Raw genomic sequence first — 17,040 nt, forward strand, 5'->3', positions numbered from 1 at the left:
TAGTTATGAAAAATAATTGACCGCTACAGTTCGATAAAGTATTTTGAATGACTGTTCATGCCTGTATTGATACAAAGCGCGCTTATTTTAAACTGTGCTAGTCGATTTGTATTGCTGTCAAAGTGTTCGGATTCATAGTAGAATAGAGATATCATATTATTATTTAATTGGAGGAAAAGGAAATTATGAGTGATTTATTTACAACGTTAAAAGCGCAAGTGACTGGAAAAGGGTTACGCATTGTATTACCAGAAGGCGAAGATGCTCGTATTGTTGGTGCGGCGGCGGAGCTTTTGAAAGATGGTATCGTAACTCCAATTTTGCTAGGGGATAAAGTGGCGATTGCGGCAACAGCGAAGGAATTGAACGTATCTTTGGATGGCATCGCGATTCATGAGCCAGCGACAGATCCACTTTTTGATGAGTTGGTTGCGGCATTTGTAGAACGTCGTAAAGGCAAGGCAACAGAAGCGGACGCGCGTAAAATCCTCGTTGACCCGAACTATTTCGGTACGATGTTGGTTTACACTGGGAAAGCGGACGGCCTTGTAAGTGGTGCGGCGCATTCTACAGCAGATACAGTTCGCCCAGCGCTACAAATTATCAAAACAAAACCGGGCATTTCAAAAGTAGCGGGCGCGATGATTATGGTTCGCGGCGACGAAAAATACGTTTTCAGTGACGTAGCGATTAATATTGCACCAGTTGCGCAAGACTTGGCAGAAAACGCGATTGTTAGCGCAGAAACGGCTTCGGTATTCGGAATCGATCCACGCGTAGCTATGCTTAGCTTCTCGACAAAAGGTTCAGCTAAATCGGAAGAAACAGAGAAAGTGGCTGAAGCAACCGCGATTGCAAAAGAAAAAGCACCTGATTTAGTGCTTGATGGCGAATTCCAATTTGATGCGGCGTTTGTCCCATCTGTTGCAGCGAGCAAAGCACCTGACTCTGTTCTTAAAGGAGACGCGAACGTATTCATTTTCCCAAGTCTAGAAGCCGGGAACATTGGTTACAAAATTGCGCAACGCCTCGGTAATTTTGAAGCGGTTGGGCCGATTTTACAAGGCTTGAACGCACCAGTGAACGATCTTTCTCGTGGCTGTAATACGAAAGATGTTTACAATTTAACGCTAATCACTGCGGCACAAGCTGTAGCGGAATAATTTCATATAAAAATACCGATTGCGACTTATGTGCGCAATCGGTATTTTTCAGTTTACAGCGACGCAAGGAAAAGTTCCAGCAAGCGTGTATCTCCTGTTAATTCAGGATGAAACGCGGTGACAAGAATTTTTCCTTGTTGTGCGGCGATACATTTGTCATCAATCGTGGCGAGGACATTGACCTGTTCGCCAACAGAAGCAATGTAAGGCGCTCGGATGAAAACGGCGGGAAACGGTTCGCCTTTCATTCCTTGTATCTCAATCGCTGCTTCAAAACTATCTTTTTGTCGACCAAACCCATTTCGCATGACAACGGTATCGATTAGATTCAGTGTTTCATCATCGCTACCGTCTATTTCGCGTGCTGTCAAAACTAAGCCTGCGCATGTCCCAAAAATGCCTTTTCCAGACTCTGCGAAAGTTTGAATCGTTTCGAATAAATCGTATTTCTTCATAAGGCGGCGCATCGTCGTACTTTCGCCACCAGGCAAAATAAGACCGTCGAGATCGGCCAACTGATCGGGATGTTTCACGGCGATAGCAGTGGCGCCAGTCCGTGAAATCGCGTCCAAATGTTCCGATACAGCACCTTGTAGCGCCAAAACACCAATTTTTTTCATCTTACCAGCCTCGATCTTGCATACGATCTTCTGGGTTCAAACGAGAAATCTCGATTCCCTTCATTGGCGCGCCAAGTTCTTTGGAAAGTTTGCCAATCAGCTCGTAGTCTGTATAATAAGTTGTCGCTTGCACGATTGCGTTTGCAAATTTAGCTGGATTATCCGATTTGAAAATACCAGATCCAACGAAAACGCCATCCGCGCCAAGTTCCATCATCAAGGCAGCATCAGCAGGAGTCGCCACGCCACCAGCAGCGAAATTCACGACTGGTAATTTGCCAAGTGTTTTAATTTCTTTTAAAAGTTCATAAGGAGCGCCTAAAAGTTTGGCCTCGGTCATCAGCTCATCGTCACTCATCACGCTGATTTTGCGAATTTGGCTATTCACTTTGCGCATGTGGCGAACGGCTTCCACGATATTTCCAGTTCCGGGCTCACCTTTTGTACGAAGCATCGAAGCACCTTCACCGATACGACGGAGCGCTTCGCCAAGATCACGACAACCACATACGAATGGCACGGTAAAATCGCTTTTTAGAAGGTGAAATTCATCATCAGCAGGAGTCAAAACTTCACTTTCATCGATATAATCAACGCCCATCGCTTCCAACACGCGCGCTTCAGAAATGTGACCAATGCGAGCTTTTGCCATAACAGGAATCGAAACCGCGTTCATCACTTCCTCGATAATACGCGGGTCTGCCATACGAGCGACCCCACCCGCGGCACGAATATCAGAAGGCACACGTTCTAGCGCCATAACGGCAACAGCACCCGCGTCCTCCGCAATTTTCGCCTGTTCCGCGTTAATAACGTCCATGATAACGCCACCTTTTTGCATCTGCGCCATACCTCTTTTTACCAACTCACTACCAGTTTGCTTTTCCATTTGATCCATTCCTCCTTTATATATGTAGAACCTCTGCCTTGGAAACCTGTACCTCTATATGGTAAGCTAAAACCAAAATGAAAGAAACAGCCAATTGGTGGAGGGATTAGTGGTCCAATAATGAAAAGCTGAAGAAGCCCGTTAGACCCGAAAAAATTTGTTAGGGGCCGCAGTGAAAACCCGCACTTGGTTTTTATGGAGGGCACGAAAATTTCGAGGGTCTGGCTTCTGAGGCTAGATCTGAAAACGATGATAAGTCAAAAAACGGAGCGTTCCCGCATATGCGATTGCTACACTTCGAATAACCACCAGATCGTTCTCTATACTAGACCCGAAAAAATTTGTGAGGGAGTCCACGAAAATTTCGAGGGTCTGGCAAAAAGGACGCAAGTTTCATCACATCCACATACTTAGCCTTTAAAAAAGCTGACCAAAGGTGCCGCTCATGACGCAATACAAGATTCTCATCCATCACTGAAAGGAGATATTACAAAATGTGGCATATACCAAAAGACAAACAATACCCAATTTACCAACAAATAATCGCTCTAATAGAGAACTATATCGAGGAAGGGAAACTGCTTCCTGGTGATAAGTTACCACCTGAACGTGAGCTAGCGGCTTTGCTGATGGTCAACCGCTCTACCTTGGCGCGAGCGCTCGACGAACTCAGTGCACGTGGCATCATTACGCGCAAACAAGGCAGTGGCACTCGTATCAGTGAAGATAAATGGGGTGTTTTTACTGGTCAAAAAACAAACTGGCGGCATTACGTGACACAAGGTTCCTTTCTGCAAGTAACACCTTATATGGACAAAATGAAACAGCTTTTGCGCGAAACTCCTGATGATGTGATCGATCTTGCTACCGGAGAGCTTCCCGTTCATCTCATTCCTAAAATCTCGACGCCAGCGCTGTCGTGGCAGAGTTTTCTAGCAGAGGAAGATAGTGAGGATCGGGCGGGGTATCAGCCGTTAAAAGAAACGATTCGTGACATGGTTGCGCGTGACCACGATGTCAAAACAAGCCTTGATCAAATTTTTATCACATCGGGCGCACAACAAGCGTTGTTTTTAATTACGCAATGCTTACTGACGAGCGGGGACGCCATTGCGATTGAGTCGCCGTCTTATTTCTACGCGCTTTCGATATTTCAATCAGCAGGTTTACGAATCTATGCATTACCGATGGATGAAAACGGCGTAAAATTAGACGAGTTAGAGCAACTTTACCGCAAGCATCGCATCAAGATGGTATTTGTCAATCCGACTTTTCAAAATCCGACAAGTTTAACAATGGGAACAAAACGCCGAGAAGCGCTCGTGAAATTATGCGCCAAAATCCAAGTGCCAATCGTGGAGGATGACCCTTACAGCATGCTAGGATTCGCTGATCAGCCGATGCCACCGCTTTTGAAAAAATTAGATCCTGATAATGTGCTATATATCGGTTCTTTATCAAAAGTAATGGGTTCCACGACGCGTATCGGTTGGTTGCTTGGCCCCGCTGCTGTGGTGACAAGACTTGCTGAAGCGCGCCAAGAAATGGACTTTGGACTCAGTATTTTTCCACAAGTCTTGGCAAACCATGTGTTGAATGATCCTGATTTCGACAAGCATATCGTTTGGCTACAAGAAACGCTAAAAACGCAAAGGGACGCGCTTATTGCTCATTTGCCGGAGGGGCTTACGTATCATATTCCAGAAGGTGGGTTTCATCTCTGGTGCCATTTGCCTGAAAATAAAATGTGGACAAATCGTGATTTTGATATTTTCTTAGAGCATAAATTACTAGTGATGCCAGCTTTTTTATTTGGGATTAAAGAGCCATCGATTAGGCTGACTTTCGCGCGATTAAATGAAACGGGATTGCTGGATATTCAGAAGAAATTAGCTGAAATTATCACTAATTAGTATTTTTTCGTTTTCATTGGTCTAAAAAGACGTCATATCAAAAAATGGTGTTACATCAAAGAGGAAACTCCTAGAATGTAACACCATTTTTTATTTTTCTGCGTAATATTGAATCGTGGATGGTAACTTTTTCACTTGTTTATAGTTCGCAACAAATTGATTATTTGTGACATGAATCTTGAATTTCTTGTTTTTCGCTAGTTTGTCAGGTGAGTAAAATGTGATGTTTTCCGAACTTCCGTCTTTTTTATACGCTTTTAAGCTATATTTATAACCGGAAAATTGGTTTTTCTGGATCGCTTCACCATTCGTATTCACATCGACAAAATAGGCTTTGGCAGCAGCGTCTGAGGGCATACCATATTCAAATACGACACATAGTGCAATCAACAATCCTGCTAACGCGAGTAATAAACCTTTTTTGTTTTTCATTTTCCTCAACCTTTCGTCACTAGTTTAATTTTTCAGCTGCTTTTTTTGGAATATCAGCTTGCTTGACTTCTTGATAGGATGTCACGCCTTTATCGTCTTTTACGAATACTTCGAGATACGCGCCTTTTCGTAAGTTCTTTTGGGCGGTAAGTTCGACTTGTTTCTCTTTACCATCTTCGTTATAACCGGTGAAATCGTAATTATAGTCTATATAAGTGGACCCGTCGCTTGCTTGACCGCTCGTTTTTTTACCATCCGTTGCAATTTTAACGTAATATGTGTCAGCACCGATTCTATTAAAATTAATAAAGCGCGTAGCTAGCAATCCGCCGCCAATTATAATAACAATAACGATGAGTGCAATCATTGACTTCTTCATAAGATGTCAGCTCCTTTACTTGATACGTTTATTATATCGTGCCAAAAGATTTGATTCCCGCTTCTTAGCTAACAAAAGGGATGCCGAACCTTACATTTTTGCAATGTTAGCTGTCATGTTGCAATTTTTTCGATAATGTGATTAAATGGTATAGTTGACTAATTAACGTTAGGTTAGGAAGTGAGAAGTTATGAAAGAAATGGACACAAGAATGGAAACGGACTCGGTTTTAAAGGTTTTTTTGAGGTATTTAATTCCTTCGCTCGTTGGAATGTTGCTGATGTCAGTGAATATTGTGACGGACGGGATTTTTGTAGGACATAGACTCGGCGGGGTAGCGCTTGCGGGGATTAATATTGCGGTGCCGGTGTTCTCGATTTTCACGGCGATCTCGCTTTGGATTGGGATTGGTGGCGCGACGCAATATTCGTTTGCGCTAGGTGAAAAGAATGTTCCGGAGGCGCAACGGATTTTTACTCGTTCTATTATAATGGTGTTTTTCATTACGATTACACTAGCGGCGATTGCGTTTGTGTTTCGGGTGCCACTGGCGAATGTTTTAGGTGCGAATCCGGAGACGTTGCCGTATGTGATGGATTATATGACGATTTTACTCATGTTCGGTTTTGCGTTTACGATTGAAAATATTTTGAGTATTTTCGTACGTAATGATGGGGACCCGAATCTCTCGATGGTCGCGTTAATTGTGACGGCGGTCGTGAATGTGATTTTGAATTATTACTTCCTGTTTATTCTGGACTGGGGCGTGAGCGGTTCGGCAGGTGCGACGATTATTGCAGTTACGGTCGGAATAGGCGTACTATCGATTCACTTTTTCAAAAAATCTTCGCGTTTAAAATTCGTGAAATTCCGCTTTTCGAAAAATTCGCTTGCAAAAACGTTCTCAATCGGATTGCCGAGTTTCTTGTCGGAGCTTGGCTTATCTGTATTCACGATGGGTTATAACATCGCGATTGCGGCGGTCGCAGGTACGGCAGGCGTCGCGGCGTTTTCCGTGTTGAACTATACACATAGTGTGATTTTGATGTTGTTCCTCGGGATGAGTTCGGCAATTCAACCGCTGATAAGTTACTATCGTGGTGCCAAACAGCAGGATCGTGAACAGCAAACAATGCGACTTGCGATTATCACGGCGATTGGAACAGGTTTTATTTTCTTCGTTGGTGGATTTTTCGGAGCGGGGCATATCGTAGCGATGTTTGGTACATTTAGTCAAGAGATTGTCGATTTGGCAACAGTGGCGGTGCGGGTTTTCTTTGCGGGTTATCTTTTTATGGGATTCAACTTCGTGATGATGACGTATTTCCAAACAAGTGGCCGTGTCGGTATGGCGATTTGGATTACGGTCGCACGCGAAATGCTGTTCATGGTGGCTTTCTTAATCATCTTACCGCCATTTCTCGGAGCAGAAGGTGTTTGGGCATCGATTCCACTTTCAGAAGCTGTCGTAGCTCTGTCCATCGTTATATACGCAAGACGCAAGCATATTTTTGGCAAAGTGCAATAAAGTTAGAAAATCCGTGTCTCATCGGCATGGATTTTCTAATGTTTGTGAAATAAAAAAGCCATAAAAATCCTGACACTAAATATGGTATGAGAAGGTGCTTTAATCACAACTTGTAGTGGTTGACAAATGGTGGTTTTGTGGTCTCGTTCACAAAGAATATTGCCTAAAAATAAATTTGAAATCTGAAAACCTTTGGAATGAAACGCTTCGTATCGATTTTGAAAAAATGGCTAGACACAATATCTTGCATTCACATTCGAAACGAGGTACTATATATAGTATCGAAAGCCGTTAAAACATGAAACGCTATTTTAACTTTTACAAAGGATCAGACTTTTGCAAAAGTTAATTTTTTTGTTCGGATGAGGCTAGTTTCGATTAATGAACGGATTCAAGGGGGACTACAAATGGCGACTTACATAGTGAAAGACGGAGGGAATCGCAAACTACCTTTCGATAAGGAACGACTAAACAGATATCTGGACACGATTCATGCAGAATTTCCAGCCTTAGAGATGGAAGATTACAAGCGTAAAGTGTTTACGTTTATTGAGAAGAAAGAGGATTATGCGGCGGATGAGCTTGTCGATTACTTGATTCGTGAAGCAGAAGCGCGTACGGATGTTCACCTTCCAGCGTGGGAATTATTTGCAGCAAGACTTTATTTGAATAAGCTATACAAGAAAGCAAGTAAAAACCGTTTTTACAATGACGATGATAAATATGGTTCGTATGTTGGGTTGCAAGAAAGCCTTGGCGAACGTGGTATTTATTCCGGTAGCATTTTGAAAAACTATTCGAAAGATGAGTTAATCGAAGCAGGAAACATGATTGATTCAGAGAAGGATAAACTTTTCACATATAATGGTTTGTATTTACTAGCAACGCGTTACTTGGCGACAGATCAAGCGCGTAATGTGTATGAGTTGCCGCAAGAACGTTGGTTGACGATTGCCCTTTATTTGATGCAAGATGAGCCGAAAGAGAAGCGGATGGACTTAGTTCGCGAAGCTTATTGGGCGCTTAGCAATTTGTACATGACGGTCGCGACACCAACGCTTGCTAATGCTGGTAAAGTCGGCGGGCAATTGTCGAGTTGCTTCATTGATACGGTGGATGATAGTTTGCAAGGCATTTACGATAGCAATACGGATGTGGCGCGTGTAAGTAAACATGGCGGCGGCGTTGGAGCTTATCTTGGCTATGTTCGTTCTTCGGGTTCGGCGATTCGTGGCGTGCGTGGTGCTAGTGGCGGTGTTGTTCCGTGGATTAAGCAGCTGAACAATACGGCGGTTAGTGTCGATCAATTAGGTCAACGTAAAGGTGCGATTGCGGTTTACTTGGACGTTTTCCATAAAGATATCGAAGCGTTCCTAGATCTTCGTCTAAACAACGGAGACCAACGCTTACGGGCACATGACGTATTTACGGCGGTTTGTATGCCTGACTTATTTATGGAAGCTGTCGAGCGTCGTGGAGACTGGTACCTATTTGATCCACATGAAGTCAAGGAGAAAAAAGGTTGGTACCTACAAGACTTCTACGATGAGCAAAAAGGAGACGGTTCGTTCCGCAAGAAATATGAAGAGTTAGTGATGGACGAAACGGTGAGCAGAAAGATCGTGAAGGCGATTGATATTATGAAACGCATCATGGTGAGTCAACTGGAAACGGGTAATCCGTTCATGTTCTACCGCGATGAAGTAAACCGGATGAATCCTAACAAACACGCGGGCATGGTTTACTCTAGTAATCTATGTACCGAAATTATGCAAAATATGAGTCCAACGCGGATGATTCAAGAAATCATTAGTGGCGATCAAATCGTGATTACAAAACAAGCCGGCGATTTCGTGGTTTGTAACTTGTCCTCGGTGAACCTTGGTCGTGCCGTGACTGCGGAAGACCCAAATACGTTGGAGCGCTTGATTGCTATCGAAGTTCGGATGTTGGATAATGTGATCGACTTGAACGAGCTTCCAGTACCACAAGCAACGATTACGAATAAGAAATACCGCTCAATCGGTCTTGGAACTTTTGGCTGGCATCACTTGCTTGCCCTTAAAAATATTGCTTGGGATAGCGCGGAAGCTGAAACTTTTGCCGATGAGTTATATGAGCAAATCAACTTCCTAACCATCAAAGCAAGCGCGGCATTAGGGAAAGAAAAAGGCACGTATTCCGTCTTTAAAGGTAGTGATTGGAATACTGGCGAATACTTCGAACGCCGCGGTTATACATCGGATGCATGGCAAGAACTTGCAGCAGATGTTGCTAAAAATGGTATCCGTAACGCGTATCTGCTAGCTGTTGCACCGAACATGAGTACAGCACAAATCGCAGGTTCAACGGCATCCATCGATCCAATTTTCAGTCCGTTTTATTATGAAGAGAAGAAAGATTATCGCCGTCCAGTGATTGCGCCGGATCTTTCGCTTAAAACATATCCATACTATGGCAAAGGCGCGTACCAAGTGGATCAATTCGCAAGTGTCCGCCAAAACGGTCGCCGTCAACGTCATGTCGATCAATCGCAAAGCTTCAACTTCTATGTGCCGAGTGGAATTAAAGCAAGTAAATTGTTGGAACTTCACATGTTGGCTTGGAGTGAGGGTTTGAAAACGACATATTATGTCCGTTCAAATGACATTGACGTTGAGGAATGCGAATGGTGCTCAAGCTGATAAGATAGATCATATGCGATGTAAATCGGCGGCAAGCGCTCGCCTCGCCCCAATTTGATGGACTTCCGGTTCTCACATACACCAGTATGCTCCGCTTCCGGCTTCCATCAAATTGGGGCGAGGCAAACGCTTTCGCTCGATTTGTTTTATGCAGAATGTAGATGTTACGCAAATAACTTAAGTAATTTTACATAAACAATTTAGAGGAGGTTATTATATGACGGATCAAAAAGAAGAATTGCACCGTATTAAAATTTTGGAACCGTTGAGCCCGAATCGCTCGACTGCTATTATAAATGGGGACACGAGTGGAATTTTGAATTGGAATGATATTCCGTATCCATCGTTTTATCGTGCGTATAAAGAGTTATCGACGAACTATTGGATTCCTGATGAGGTTGATATGAAGAGTGACGCGAAGCAATATCCGCTGCTTTCAGAAGAAGAGAAGTATGCTTTTGATGCGATTATTGGTTTGCTGGCGACATTGGATTCTCCGCAGACAAGGTTTATTTATAATGTCGCGGAATATATTACAGATCCAGCGGTGCACGCGAATACCGCGATTATTGGTCAGCAAGAAGTGATTCATAATGAGAGTTATTCTTACGTGCTTGCTTCAATTACGAATTTGCAGGAGCAGAAACGTATTTTTGAATTGGCACGGACGCATCCGACGATTGTGAAGCGGAATGAGCCGATTATGGAGTCGTATGATGATTTTATGACGAACAAGACGGGCGAGAATTTGGTCAAAGCGTTGATTCAATCTTCTATTTTAGAAGGTATTAATTTTTATAGTGGTTTTGCTTATTTTTATAACTTGGTTCGTCAAAATAAAATGACGGGAACTGGGAAAATTATTAGTTTTATTAATCGTGATGAATTGGCACACTCTAAGTTTATCTCAGAAGTTATTCGCGCGATTCTTGGTGAAAATCCGGAATTGCAAACAGATGAACTTGTGGAATATACACATGAAGCTTTCCGCCACGCCGTGGAACTCGAAACGGTTTGGTCGGAGGAAGTTTTGGATGGAATTGAAGGTATCGACGTATCGGAAATGGTGGATTACGTGAAATATCGCGCCAATAAGATGCTTGGTATGCTTGGGATTCCAGAACTTTATCCGGGTCACAGCGAGAACAAGATGTCGTGGATTAAGGCATATGCAGATAACTTTACGGAAACGAAAACGGACTTTTTCGAAATGCGCAATAGTAGTTACAAAAAAACAAATGTCGACAACGGTTTTGACGATCTATGAGAATCCTCTTGGCGTATGATTCTTTGAGTGGCAATACGAAGATGGTGGCGGAGGAAGTGGAAGCGGAATTCAAGAAGTCAGGGCATGCTGTGACTTCGTTTCGTGTCCACCCTGACGCCCAGTATCCACTGGAGACGGACTACGATTTGTTCATTTTAGGGGCTTGGACAGCTGATTTAGGTAGGACACCGCCAGATATGAAGGATTTTATCGCAGAATTGGGAATGAAACCGCCGCACGTCGCGATTTTTGGGACGGGTGAAACACAATGGAGCATGGCTTATTTTTGTGGGGCAGTCGATCGGATGGCTACGTATTTTGAATCGGATTATCCGAGGTTAAAAATCGAGCAAATGCCGAATAATGAACGGGACCACGAGGCGATCAGGAATTGGGTCGCGGAAGTATTGTCCATGAGAGAAGGGGTAGTGAAATGACAAGTATCGAAATTAAAACAATGGAAGAATTTGATCAACATGTTGCTGCAGGAGAGTTAGTTTACGTGGATTTTTGGAAAGATAACTGCCCGAACTGTAAGATGCTTGATCTTTCATTCCAAGAGTTTAAAAATTCATCGATGGCTGATAAGGTCAAAGTATTGAAAGTGAAATTAGAAGAAGTAGGGGAAGATTTCTTTTTCAATCGCAATATCCGTCAAACACCTACATTGGTGCTTTATAAAGGCGGCGAAGAGGTTTCGCGGTTGAATGGATTTATTCCGCCAGAGCATATTGAGGAAGCGGTTGTAGCACAAGAAGCATAATAGAGGATTAGAATGGGCACTCCATGTTGATAGGGGTGTCTTTTTTGCGTACTTTTGTCCTTCTCCAATCTTGTCCACCTCCTGAGGACAAATTCCAATTTTGATTGTATTGCTATGTTGGTACCGCTGTCATACAATGTATATAAGAGCTAAGCCGATATGTGAAACTAAGATTTGGAAGGGCGCAATTCCATTAGTGGAACGGGCAGAGCAATTGCTTTGAAGCAGAATAAGAAAGGGGACATAAAAAAATGGAGCAACAACAAGAAAAGTCTGGCTTCCGAGTGAAGGTTCAGCATTTTGGTAGTTTTTTAAGTGGTATGATTATGCCCAATATTGGGGCGTTTATTGCATGGGGACTTATTACGGCGTTATTTATTCCGACTGGTCGAATTCCAAATGCGGAATTTGCTAAACTTGTCGATCCAATGATTAAATATTTATTACCACTTCTGATTGCGTATACTGGGGGTAAATTGGTATATGAAACACGTGGTGGGGTCGTTGGTGCGGCTGTGACGATGGGGGCTATTGTGGGGACATCGATGCCAATGTTACTTGGTGCGATGATTTTAGGACCTCTTTCAGCTTGGTTGATTAAGCGATTTGATAAATTAATTGAAGGAAAAATAAAAGCTGGATTTGAAATGTTAGTCAATAATTTCTCGGCTGGTATTTTGGCCGGAACGTTAGCTATTATATCTTTAAAAACGATTGGGCCAGCACTGCAAACGGTGAATCAGGCAATGGCTTCAGGTGTTCAATTCTTAATTGATAATCATTTGCTGCCGCTCGTAAGTATATTTGTAGAGCCTGCGAAGGTATTATTCTTGAATAACGCGATTAATCAGGGTGTATTATCACCTCTAGGTATTGATCAGGCTGTAAGTACGGGGAAATCTATTTTATTCTTAATTGAGACGAACCCAGGACCAGGGCTAGGAATTCTACTTGCTTATACGGTATTTGGTAAGGGGACGGCTAGACAAACGGCGCCAGGCGCGATTATTATTCAATTTTTAGGTGGGATTCATGAGATTTATTTCCCTTATGTTCTAATGAAACCGGCTTTATTACTAGGTGCTATTGCTGGTGGGATGACAGGGATTATCACGTTCAACTTGTTTGATGTTGGTTTGGTTGCAACGGCTTCACCAGGGAGTATTTTTGCGATACTTGCGTTAACACCTCAAGGAGACTATATCGGTATTATTGCGGGGATTCTATTTGCAACAATCGTCTCATTTGCTGTTTCTGCGGTTATCTTGAAAACCTCGAAAGCAACCGATGATACAGAACTCAAGACAGCGGAGCAAAAAATGGCTACAATGAAAGGTAAGAAGGCGATGGTAGCTAGTGCAGTTGTTGGGACGACGGATGCGGAACTTGCAGCGGATGGGATTCCAGTTGGGACGAGAAAAATTATTTTTGCGTGTGATGCGGGAATGGGATCGAGTGCGATGGGCGCGTCGGTGTTGCGGAATAAGGTGAAGAAGGCGGGACTGGATATTGAGGTTGTGAATTTTGCAATTGCGCAGTTGCCACCGGACGCTGATATTGTCGTGACGCATCAGGATTTGACGGCTCGTGCGACGGAAAAACTACCAAAGGCCTATCATATTTCGGTCGACAATTTCTTGAATAGCCATAAATATGATGAGCTAGTGGAGAATTTGGCTGACCAGAAATAACTGGGGGAATTTTAGATGTATATTTCGGCAAGGACGAGACTTATTTTGGAGCAGCTTTTAATGAGCCATGAACCTGTAGCAACGGCGGATTTGGCGGAATATATGGATGTGAGTGAGCGAACAATTAGGCGTGATTTGAAGGAAGTGGAGGCTGTTCTTGGGTCGTATCAATTAGCCTTGGAACGCAAGGATGCGAGGCTTTCGGTGTTTGGATCAGAGTCTAGTCGCCAAGCTTTTAAGTGGCAATTGCTCGACCTTTCTTACAATGAGTTCACACCAATGGAGCGGCAACAGTTTATTTTAAAAACGTTATTGAAGGAAAATGAACCGGTGAAATTAATCGCGCTGGCAAATGACCTCAATGTGACGATATCGACGATTAGCAGTGATTTGACGAAGCTAGAGGAGGAGTTAACTGGGCGCGCGGAGATTGAGCGTAAGCGTGGTTATGGTGTGAAATTACTGGCGGATGAAGTCGTGAAGCGAGCGCTACTTAGTGATTTAATCGCGACGACGGGTTCGAAAAATTCGCTGTTCCAGTTGTTTCAGCAACAAAAGCAGGATGAAATCGAGACGCTGGCAGATGATCGTTTGTTGCATGTGATTGATAATACGCTGATTCAAAAAGTGGAGGAGAATGTGCGGACGTGGCGCAAGGATTTGGCATATGAGATGACGGATGAGGCGTATTTGACACTCGTCGTGCATATTTCGATTTCGGTGGAGCGGATGATTAGTGGGAACTATTTGAAGGAGATGAAGCCTGAACAGGATTATTTTCGGAATTTTCCAGAATTTACTGTGGCAAAAGAATTATTGGCTGCTTGCCTGGATATGGAGCCGTTTGTTGTGCCAGATGGCGAAGCGCTTTATGTGACGATGCATATTCGCGGGGCCAAGGCGCAGGATGAGTCGGGGATTTTCTCGGGTAATGAGAACGTGCAGGCAGTGACGATTGCGAAACGATTGATTTCAAAAGTGGAGGCAGAGCTGGGTAGCGCGTTCCAAGAAGCTGCATTACTTAGCGGCTTGACGGCGCATTTACGACCGGCGTTACGTCGATTGGATCAAAATATGCGCATTCATAATCCATTGATTAAAACGATAAAACAGGATTATCCGTCGCTTTTTCAAATTGTGCGGGTGGCGTTTCGTGAAATTTACCAGCAAGCAGATGTTCCGGATGAGGAAATTGGTTATTTGGTTTTGCATTTTGGGGCGGCGTTATTGCAGAAAAATGAGAATCGGGTGTTTTCGGGATTGGTCGTTTGTTCGAGTGGAATTGGGACGTCAAAAATGCTGGCAACGCGCTTGAAACAGGCGTTACCGCAGCTCAAGGATTTGCAAAATGTGTCGTTGTTTGAGGTGCTGAATCATCGGAATACGCGACATTTTGACGTGATTGTGTCAACGATTGATTTAGGAAAAGTGGATTTCGAGTATTTCTTGGTGAGTCCGATGTTGACGGATCGGGAAATTTCGCAAGTGGAAGTTTTTCTGAAGCAGAAGGAAATGTTTGTGCCGCAAAAGGCGCCACGGGAGCAAGAAGAGGAGATGTCGTTGCTTGAGGCGGTGCATCATTTGGAAAGTCAGCAGGAGTATGTGAACACGGTTTTAGCGATTTTGAAAGGGTTTCAGGTCGTGAAGATGGAGGAGACGCAGCATAATTTGGAAGATACGTTGCGCGCGGTTTGTATGGCGATGTTTGAGCAGGAGCGGGATATTCAAGTGGAGATATTACTCCGATCGCTGCTGGAACGGGAGAAGTGGAGTGGTTTCGGGATTCCAGAGACAAGGCTTGCGTTGTTTCACGTCCGAAACGAGTTTGTGCATCAGCCGGTTTTTCAGATTTTCTCGTTGCAGGACGCGGTCGATGTGCCAGCGATGGGCGGGGGAAATGTGGCGGCGACCACCTTACTCGTTTTGCTAGCACCGGAAAAATTGGCACCGCAGGGACTCGAAGTGATGAGTTTTATAAGTGCGATGGCTATTGAAAATGAGGAAACAACGCGATTGTTGGAATCGGGAAATGGTGCGGAAATCACGGCTTTTGTGATTAGTAGGTTAAACCAATTTTTAGATGATATGAGGAGGAAATAGGGATGGTAGCATTGAATAGTCAGGATATTGCGTTGAAACAGGCGTTTAGCACGAAGGAAGAGGCGATTACGGCCGCGGGACAATTGTTGGTGGATCAGGGATACGTGGATGTGCCTTATATTGAGAAGATGAAAGAGCGTGACGCGATGACGACGACGTTTATCGGGAACATGGTGGCGATTCCGCACGGTACGGATGATTCGCGCGATATGATAAAAAACTCGGGAATCGTTATTTTACAGGTGCCGGATGGTGTTTCGTTTGATGGCAATGAAGTGAAGGTTTTGATTGGTATTGCTGGTGCGGACGGGGAACATATGGATCTACTTAGTAGCATCGCGATTGTGTGTTCGGAGGAAGAAAATGTGGCGCAAATCGTTGCTGCGGAGTCGAAACAAGAGATTATCGATTTCTTTGAAGGGAGCGAAAGCGCATGATCGCCGTACATTTTGGTGCTGGTAATATTGGACGCGGCTTTATCGGGCAGTTGCTACATGAGGCAAAATATCATGTGACGTTTGTGGATGTGAATAAGACGGTTGTGGACGCGTTGAATGAAAAACAGGAGTACAATGTGATTCTCGCGGATGACTCGCAACATGTGGATTTGATTACAGATGTGAGCGCCATTAATAGTCAGGAAAATCCGGAGCAGGTCATCGCGGCAATTTTGGAGACGGAGCTGGTAACGACTGCTGTTGGGCCAACGATTCTACCATTTATCGCGAAAACGTTGGTAGTCGCGATTAAGGCGAGAACGGCGATTCAAAAACCACTGATTATTATGGCGTGCGAGAATATGATTGGTGCTTCTGCGTCCCTCCAAGCCAGTGTTTATGCTGAATTGACGGATGCTGAGAAAAATTACGCGGATGAATTCGTGTCATTTCCGAACGCTGCGGTAGATCGTATTGTACCGAATCAAACGCATGATGATCCGCTAACCGTTCTGGTAGAGCCGTTCTACGAGTGGGTTGTTGAGGAAAGTGCGATTAAAGGTGCGGCGCCGGATGTGCCAGGAATCACGTATGTTGCCGATTTGACGCCTTACATTGAGCGTAAACTGTTCACGGTAAACACAGGTCATGCGGTAACGGCTTATATCGGTCATATGAAAAATATTGATTCGATCGAAGCGGCAATCCATAATGACAAAGTTTTATTTGCTGTTCGTAGCGCGCTTGAGGAAACTGGTGCTCTGCTAGAAAAGAAATTCGACTTTGCTCATAAAGAACATCAAGCTTATATTGACAAAATTATTGAAAGATTCAAAAATCCCCATATTTCAGATTATGTATCGCGTGTAGGTCGTTCGCCAATGCGTAAGTTAGGGCCAAATGATCGTTTTGTTCAGCCAGCACGTCAATTTGTCGAGGCTTTTAATGAAACACCAAAAGCGCTTGCTGATGCGATTGCTGCGGCTTTACGTTTCAATGATCCCGACGATACAGAAGCTGTAGAATTACAAGCACTTGTTGCCGCGGTTGGCCTTGAAAAAGCGATTGCGGATGTGACCGGAATTGAGAGTTATTCGAAACTGTTTGAGAAAGTGAAAGATTCTTATTTAAAATTAGCTTGATGCTGTATGATATGATACACTCTTTTTAAAAG

Annotated in this window: 15 protein-coding genes; 11 read left to right on the forward strand and 4 right to left on the reverse strand. The window is 43.8% G+C overall.

What is annotated here, in order from left to right:
• Positions 1–185 precede the first annotated feature (185 nt).
• Positions 186–1,163 carry a phosphate acetyltransferase gene (gene pta, locus HCJ66_RS06710; protein ID WP_187132424.1) on the forward strand — a complete coding sequence of 326 codons (978 nt, stop codon included), beginning with the start codon at positions 186–188 and terminating at the stop codon, positions 1,161–1,163.
• 53 nt (positions 1,164–1,216) lie between these two features.
• On the opposite strand, the gene pdxT is transcribed toward pta, so the two are convergent.
• Both pdxT and pdxS read right to left on the reverse strand, forming a co-directional pair.
• Entirely contained in the window at positions 1,217–1,783 is a 567-nt protein-coding gene (gene pdxT / locus HCJ66_RS06715) for a pyridoxal 5'-phosphate synthase glutaminase subunit PdxT (protein WP_187132425.1), read from the reverse strand.
• A gap of 1 nt (position 1,784) precedes the next feature.
• A complete protein-coding gene (gene pdxS, locus HCJ66_RS06720; protein ID WP_187132426.1) occupies positions 1,785–2,672 on the reverse strand; it encodes a pyridoxal 5'-phosphate synthase lyase subunit PdxS in 888 nt (295 codons plus the stop codon).
• 494 nt (positions 2,673–3,166) lie between these two features.
• On the opposite strand from pdxS, the gene HCJ66_RS06725 reads away from it, so the two are divergent.
• Positions 3,167–4,585, forward strand: a complete 1,419-nt coding sequence (locus HCJ66_RS06725) for an aminotransferase-like domain-containing protein (RefSeq protein WP_187132427.1) — start codon at positions 3,167–3,169, stop codon at positions 4,583–4,585.
• Positions 4,586–4,675: 90 nt separating this feature from the next.
• On the opposite strand, the gene HCJ66_RS06730 is transcribed toward HCJ66_RS06725, so the two are convergent.
• Both HCJ66_RS06730 and HCJ66_RS06735 read right to left on the reverse strand, forming a co-directional pair.
• Entirely contained in the window at positions 4,676–5,017 is a 342-nt protein-coding gene (locus HCJ66_RS06730; protein WP_187132428.1) for a YxeA family protein, read from the reverse strand.
• A gap of 19 nt (positions 5,018–5,036) precedes the next feature.
• Positions 5,037–5,396, reverse strand: coding sequence for a YxeA family protein (locus tag HCJ66_RS06735; protein WP_187132429.1), 360 nt, complete (start codon positions 5,394–5,396; stop codon positions 5,037–5,039).
• Between the two features lie 190 nt (positions 5,397–5,586).
• Between HCJ66_RS06735 and HCJ66_RS06740 the strand changes: the two genes are divergently transcribed.
• The 9 genes from HCJ66_RS06740 to HCJ66_RS06780 all read left to right on the forward strand — a co-directional run bounded on the left by HCJ66_RS06740 (position 5,587) and on the right by HCJ66_RS06780 (position 17,008).
• A complete protein-coding gene (locus tag HCJ66_RS06740) occupies positions 5,587–6,924 on the forward strand; it encodes an MATE family efflux transporter (protein ID WP_187132430.1) in 1,338 nt (445 codons plus the stop codon).
• A 389-nt stretch (positions 6,925–7,313) separates the two neighbouring features.
• Positions 7,314–9,608: a ribonucleoside-diphosphate reductase subunit alpha gene (locus HCJ66_RS06745; protein WP_187132470.1), complete on the forward strand. Its 2,295-nt coding sequence runs from the start codon at positions 7,314–7,316 to the stop codon at positions 9,606–9,608.
• A 217-nt stretch (positions 9,609–9,825) separates the two neighbouring features.
• Entirely contained in the window at positions 9,826–10,875 is a 1,050-nt protein-coding gene (locus HCJ66_RS06750; protein ID WP_187132431.1) for a ribonucleotide-diphosphate reductase subunit beta, read from the forward strand.
• The gene (locus HCJ66_RS06755; RefSeq protein ID WP_187132432.1) at positions 10,872–11,312 is read left to right on the forward strand and encodes a flavodoxin; all 441 of its coding nucleotides are present in this window, start codon (positions 10,872–10,874) and stop codon (positions 11,310–11,312) included. Before HCJ66_RS06750 ends, HCJ66_RS06755 begins: the two co-directional genes overlap by 4 nt.
• Entirely contained in the window at positions 11,309–11,638 is a 330-nt protein-coding gene (locus HCJ66_RS06760) for a thioredoxin family protein (RefSeq protein ID WP_181676185.1), read from the forward strand. The genes HCJ66_RS06755 and HCJ66_RS06760 overlap by 4 nt, the downstream gene beginning before the upstream one ends.
• A gap of 251 nt (positions 11,639–11,889) precedes the next feature.
• Positions 11,890–13,329, forward strand: coding sequence for a PTS mannitol transporter subunit IIBC (locus HCJ66_RS06765; protein WP_187132433.1), 1,440 nt, complete (start codon positions 11,890–11,892; stop codon positions 13,327–13,329).
• Positions 13,330–13,344: 15 nt separating this feature from the next.
• On the forward strand, positions 13,345–15,429 hold the full coding sequence (locus HCJ66_RS06770) for a BglG family transcription antiterminator (RefSeq protein WP_187132434.1): 2,085 nt from the start codon (positions 13,345–13,347) through the stop codon (positions 15,427–15,429).
• 2 nt (positions 15,430–15,431) lie between these two features.
• Positions 15,432–15,866 carry a PTS mannitol transporter subunit IIA gene (locus HCJ66_RS06775; protein ID WP_187132435.1) on the forward strand — a complete coding sequence of 145 codons (435 nt, stop codon included), beginning with the start codon at positions 15,432–15,434 and terminating at the stop codon, positions 15,864–15,866.
• A complete protein-coding gene (locus tag HCJ66_RS06780; RefSeq protein WP_187132436.1) occupies positions 15,863–17,008 on the forward strand; it encodes a mannitol-1-phosphate 5-dehydrogenase in 1,146 nt (381 codons plus the stop codon). The genes HCJ66_RS06775 and HCJ66_RS06780 overlap by 4 nt, the downstream gene beginning before the upstream one ends.
• The last annotated feature ends 32 nt before the right edge of the window (positions 17,009–17,040 follow it).

The organism is Paenilisteria portnoyi (assembly GCF_014322795.1).
Classification (GTDB): Bacteria; Bacillota; Bacilli; order Lactobacillales; family Listeriaceae; genus Listeria_A; species Listeria_A portnoyi.